The following is a 4537-nucleotide window of genomic DNA, read 5'->3' as shown; positions in this document are numbered from 1 at the left end:
GGCGCCGCTGACGGCTCGCAGCGCGTCGGCGAGGGCGTCGGGGCCGGGGCCTCCGCGTGGCCGGTGCCCGGCTCCGGCGACGGGCCGCGCTCGGCGCCCCCGGTGTCGCCGCCTTGCGGGCCGAGGCCCACGGGGGAGCTGGTGGAGCGGATGGCGCCGGTGTCGTCGCCCCCGCCGAAGGAGAAGGTGTCCCCGCCGGTCAGCAGCCCCGAGGCGACCGCGACGGCCCCCATGGCGACTGCGGCGGACATCCCGAGCAGCCCGGTGCGCACCGGCGCGGCGGGGCGCCCCCCGCGGCGGTGCGCGCGCGACCGGCGCCGGGTCCCGGCGCCGGAGGCCGTCCCGGCCTCGGGGTTGGCGTACGCAGAGGTGTCGGACGCGGACGGGGCGGCGGGGGTGCCGGAGGGGTGCGCGTGGCCGACCCGGCCCGTGGTGGCGCGGCCGGCGGCGGAGCGTCGGTGGCGTCCCATCTCCTGGCCTTTCGTCCAGACGCCCGGTCGATGTGCCCCGGCGTCGTCCTGACGGTGCGCGTGACGGGCCCGTACGGGTGAGTCACGTCGAGTCGCGACTGTACGCGATGGCACAAGGGGGCGAAGTGCCTCCTGTGCAATTGGCCGGTTAGCGTGCACCCCATGAACGACGAAGTCCGGCTCACCGCCTGGGTGCGGGGCCGTGTGCAAGGCGTGGGATTCCGCTGGTTCACGCGGGCCAAGGCCCTGGAGATCGGCGGCCTGAGTGGTTTTGCTCTCAATCTCGACGACGGCCGCGTGCAGGTCGTCGCGGAGGGTGGCCGCGCGGGCTGCGAAAGCCTCCTCCACTGGCTCCGGGAGGGCGACACACCCGGCCGCGTCGACGGTGTGACTGAGATCTGGGACACGCCCCGCGGCGGCTACGAGTCGTTCGCGATTCGCTGACGCGGGGTCCCGACGGCCCCCCGGCCCCGGTGCTCCCCCTGGGGTCGGGGTGCTCGCGCGGGACGGAAAAGGCCTGGTGGTTGCCAAGAAGCCCGCGCCGTGGCAGGCTCCCGTGACAAGGATGATCTCCACACCCCCAGGGGCCCGAAGGAGAGACGCCGCAGCGGGTTCGACCGCCGTGCGCCCCCGGGTTCCCCGTCAATACGGGGTGTGATCGTGTTGACCGTCAAACTTTTTGGTGAGACGCTGGAAGCCCCGCGCACCCTCGCTGTTTGGCATGTGAGAACGGCCAAGCAAGACCAGCAAGAACCAAAGAGTGCCAAGCACCGCGGGCGCGATTCCCTCACGACCCACACCGATTCGGTCGGTCACTCAGTGTGGAGGACCAACAATCATGGCAAAGGCGCTTCTCGGTTACGTCGGCGGCAGCGACCCGCGACTTCTCGCCGAGATGCGACGGCTCCAGCAGCGCGTCCAGGACCTGGAATCCGAGCTCGTCAGGATCCAGGCGGAGAACGACGCGCTGACGGCTGCCGCTTCTCACGAATCGCTCCTGGAGAGCATCGACGTACCCCAGGCGGAGCCTGCGCTCACCTGATCCACGCCGCCCCGGGCGCCGGCGCTTCGTGCGGACATCCGACGTACCCCCGTAAGGCTGTTCGTACGCGGGGTCCGGCACGGCCGGTCGCCCGGCACGCGTGGTCGAGCTGCCCGTAACCACCGCTTGACCAAAGATCACGACAACGATCCGAGATCCGTGGACCAGAGGACTGAGGTCCGAGGTCCGTGGACCTGAGGGTCTGCCCATCGAGATCTGCACCAGAGATTCCCAAGGGACGCTTCGGCGTCCCTTCTTTCTGCCCTCCCGGCGTCCCTTCTTGCCTCCCCGGGCTCCGCCGCCGGACTCCACCGCACCCGGCCGTCGGGAGAACGTCACCGCCGCGCCCCCGCGACGGTGCCCTGCCTCAACCTTGATGTGCCCTGCACCTTCCGCCGTGAAACGGCCCGCACCATCCCTCGACGCGCTCGCGGTGAAAGGTAGAGTCCAGCGGCGTGCACCTCAAGGCCCTGACACTGCGTGGTTTCAAATCCTTCGCGTCCGCCACGACGCTGAAGTTCGAGCCGGGCATCACCTGTGTCGTCGGACCGAACGGTTCCGGCAAGTCCAACGTCGTGGACGCGCTGAGCTGGGTCATGGGCGAGCAGGGCGCCAAGTCGCTGCGCGGCGGCAAGATGGAGGACGTCATCTTCGCGGGCACCACGGGCCGCCCGCCGCTCGGCCGCGCCGAGGTCTCCCTCACCATCGACAACTCCGACGGGGCGCTGCCCATCGAGTACGCCGAGGTCACCATCACGCGGATCATGTTCCGCAACGGCGGCAGCGAGTACCAGATCAACGGGGACACCTGCCGGCTGCTCGACATCCAGGAGCTGCTCTCCGACTCCGGCATCGGCCGCGAGATGCACGTCATCGTCGGCCAGGGCCAGCTCGACTCCGTCCTGCACGCCGACCCCATGGGCCGCCGCGCCTTCATCGAGGAGGCCGCCGGCGTCCTCAAGCACCGCAAGCGCAAGGAGAAGGCGCTGCGGAAGCTGGACGCGATGCAGGCCAACCTCTCCCGCGTCCAGGACCTCACCGACGAGCTGCGCCGCCAGCTCAAGCCGCTCGGCCGGCAGGCCGCGGTCGCCCGGCGCGCCGCCGTCATCCAGGCCGACCTGCGCGACGCGCGGCTGCGGCTGCTCGCCGACGACCTCGTCACCCTGCGCGCGGCCCTGAACGCCGAGGTCGCCGACGAGGCCGCGCTCAAGGCCCGCAAGGACGCCGCCGAGGCCGAGCTGAAGGCGGCCCTGCACCGCGAGGGCCACCTGGAGGACGAGGTGCGGCGGCTGACGCCGCGCCTCCAGCGGGCCCAGCAGACCTGGTACGAGCTCTCCCAGCTCGCCGAGCGGGTGCGCGGCACCATCTCCCTCGCCGACGCCCGGGTGACCAGCGCGACCTCCGCGCCCCCCGAGGAGCGGCGCGGCCGCGACCCCGAGGACCTGGAGCGCGAGGCGGCCCGCGTCCGCGAGCAGGAGGCCGAGCTGGAGGCCGCCCTGGAGGCCGCGCGGCACGCCCTGGACGACACCGTCGCGCACCGCGCCGACCTGGAGCGCGAGCTCGCCGCCGAGGAGCGGCGCCTGAAGGACGTGGCGCGGGCCATCGCCGACCGGCGCGAGGGCCTCGCCCGGCTCGCCGGCCAGGTCAGCGCGGCGCGCTCGCGGGCCGCCTCCGCGCAGGCCGAGATCGACCGGCTGGCGGCGGCACGCGACGAGGCCCAGGAGCGGGCGGTCGCGGCGCGGGAGGAGTACGAGCAGCTCAAGGCCGAGGTCGACGGCCTCGACGCGGGCGACGCCGAGCTGGCCGAGCACCACGAGGAGGCCAAGCTGACCCTCGCCGCCGCCGAGGCCGCGCTGGCGGCGGCCCGCGAGGAGGCCACCGCCGCCGAGCGCGAGCGGGCCGCCGCCGCCGCCCGGCGCGAGGCGCTCGCGCTCGGGCTGCGCCGCAAGGACGGTACGGGCGCGCTGCTCGCCGCCAAGGAGCAGCTCACCGGGGTGCTCGGCCCCGCCGCCGAGCTCCTGTCCGTGGCGCCGGGCTACGAGGTGCCGGTGGCGGCGGCCCTCGGCGCGGCCGCGGATGCCGTCGCCGTGACCACCCCCGCCGGTGCCGCCGAAGCGATTCGCCTGCTGCGCAAGCAGGACGCGGGCCGGGCCGCCCTCCTGCTGGCGGGCGCCCCCGACGACGCGGACGGCGTAGGCGGGGGAGCGGGGGGAGCCACTGGGCCCGCCGGGGTGGCAGCCGGTGACGGCGGGCCGCCGCGCGCCGCCGACCTCGTGCGCGGCCCCGCCGAGCTGCTGTCCGCCGTACGCCGGCTGCTGCGCGGCGTCGTGGTCGTCGCCACCCTGGAGGACGCCGAGGACCTGGTGTACGCGCACCCGGAGCTGACCGCCGTCACCGCCGAGGGCGACCTGCTCGGGGCGCACTTCGCGCAGGGCGGGTCCGCGGGCGCGCCGAGCCTGCTCGAAGTACAGGCCTCGGTGGACGAGGCCGCCGCCGAGCTGGAGGAGCTGGGCGCCCGGTGCGAGGAGCTGGCCCGGGAGCAGGAGCGGGCCCAGGAGCGGCGGGCCCGGTGCGCGGCGCTCGTCGAGGAGCTGGGGGAGCGGCGGCGCGCCGCCGACCGGGAGAAGTCGGGCGTGGCGCAGCGGCTGGGCAGCCTCGCGGGTCAGGCGCGCGGCGCCGCCGGTGAGGCCGAGCGGTCCGCCGCGGCCGCGGCCCGGGCGCAGGAGGCCCTGGAGAGGGCGCGGGCGGAGGTCGAGGAGCTGGCGGAGCGGCTCGCCGTCGCGGAGGAGGCGCCCGCGGATGAGGAGCCGGACACGGGCGTGCGCGACCGGCTCGCCGCCGACGGCGCCAACGCGCGCCAGACCGAGATGGAGGCCCGCCTCCAGGTCCGTACGCACGAGGAGCGGGTCAAGGGGCTCGCCGGGCGCGCCGACTCGCTGGACCGGGCCGCCCGCGCCGAGCGGGAGGCCCTCGCGCGGGCGGAGCGGAACCGGGCCCGGCTGCGGCACGAAGACGCCGTCGCGGG

The 4537-nt window shown here is 75.0% G+C and carries 3 protein-coding genes and 1 pseudogene; 3 read left to right on the top strand and 1 reads right to left on the bottom strand.

Features of this window, described 5'->3' with window-relative positions; translation table 11 throughout:
• Window positions 1-470, bottom strand: a pseudogene (locus IE330_RS37785) (CAP domain-containing protein); the annotation flags it as partial.
• Window positions 471-632: 162 nt separating this feature from the next.
• Here IE330_RS37785 and IE330_RS37780 point away from each other — a divergent pair.
• The 3 genes from IE330_RS37780 to smc all read left to right on the top strand — a co-directional run.
• Window positions 633-914, top strand: a complete 282-nt coding sequence (locus tag IE330_RS37780; RefSeq protein ID WP_190140708.1) for an acylphosphatase — start codon at window positions 633-635, stop codon at window positions 912-914.
• A gap of 394 nt (window positions 915-1308) precedes the next feature.
• Window positions 1309-1512, top strand: a complete 204-nt coding sequence (locus IE330_RS37775; RefSeq protein WP_030675993.1) for a hypothetical protein — start codon at window positions 1309-1311, stop codon at window positions 1510-1512.
• Window positions 1513-1967: 455 nt separating this feature from the next.
• Window positions 1968-4537 (top strand): chromosome segregation protein SMC (gene smc / locus IE330_RS37770; RefSeq protein ID WP_190140707.1); only part of this gene is annotated, 2570 nt, incomplete at its 3' end.

Origin of the sequence: Streptomyces longispororuber (genome assembly GCF_014656095.1) — a bacterium.
GTDB lineage: Bacteria > Actinomycetota > Actinomycetes > Streptomycetales > Streptomycetaceae > Streptomyces > Streptomyces longispororuber.
This window is presented reverse-complemented; position numbering and strand designations above follow the sequence as displayed.

Excerpts from the sequence above, each read along its gene's own strand:
- IE330_RS37775 (WP_030675993.1), top strand. The coding sequence starts at position 1,309 with ATGGCAAAGGCGCTTCTCGGTTACGTCGGCGGCAGCGACCCGCGACTT.
- IE330_RS37780 (WP_190140708.1), top strand. The coding sequence starts at position 633 with ATGAACGACGAAGTCCGGCTCACCGCCTGGGTGCGGGGCCGTGTGCAA.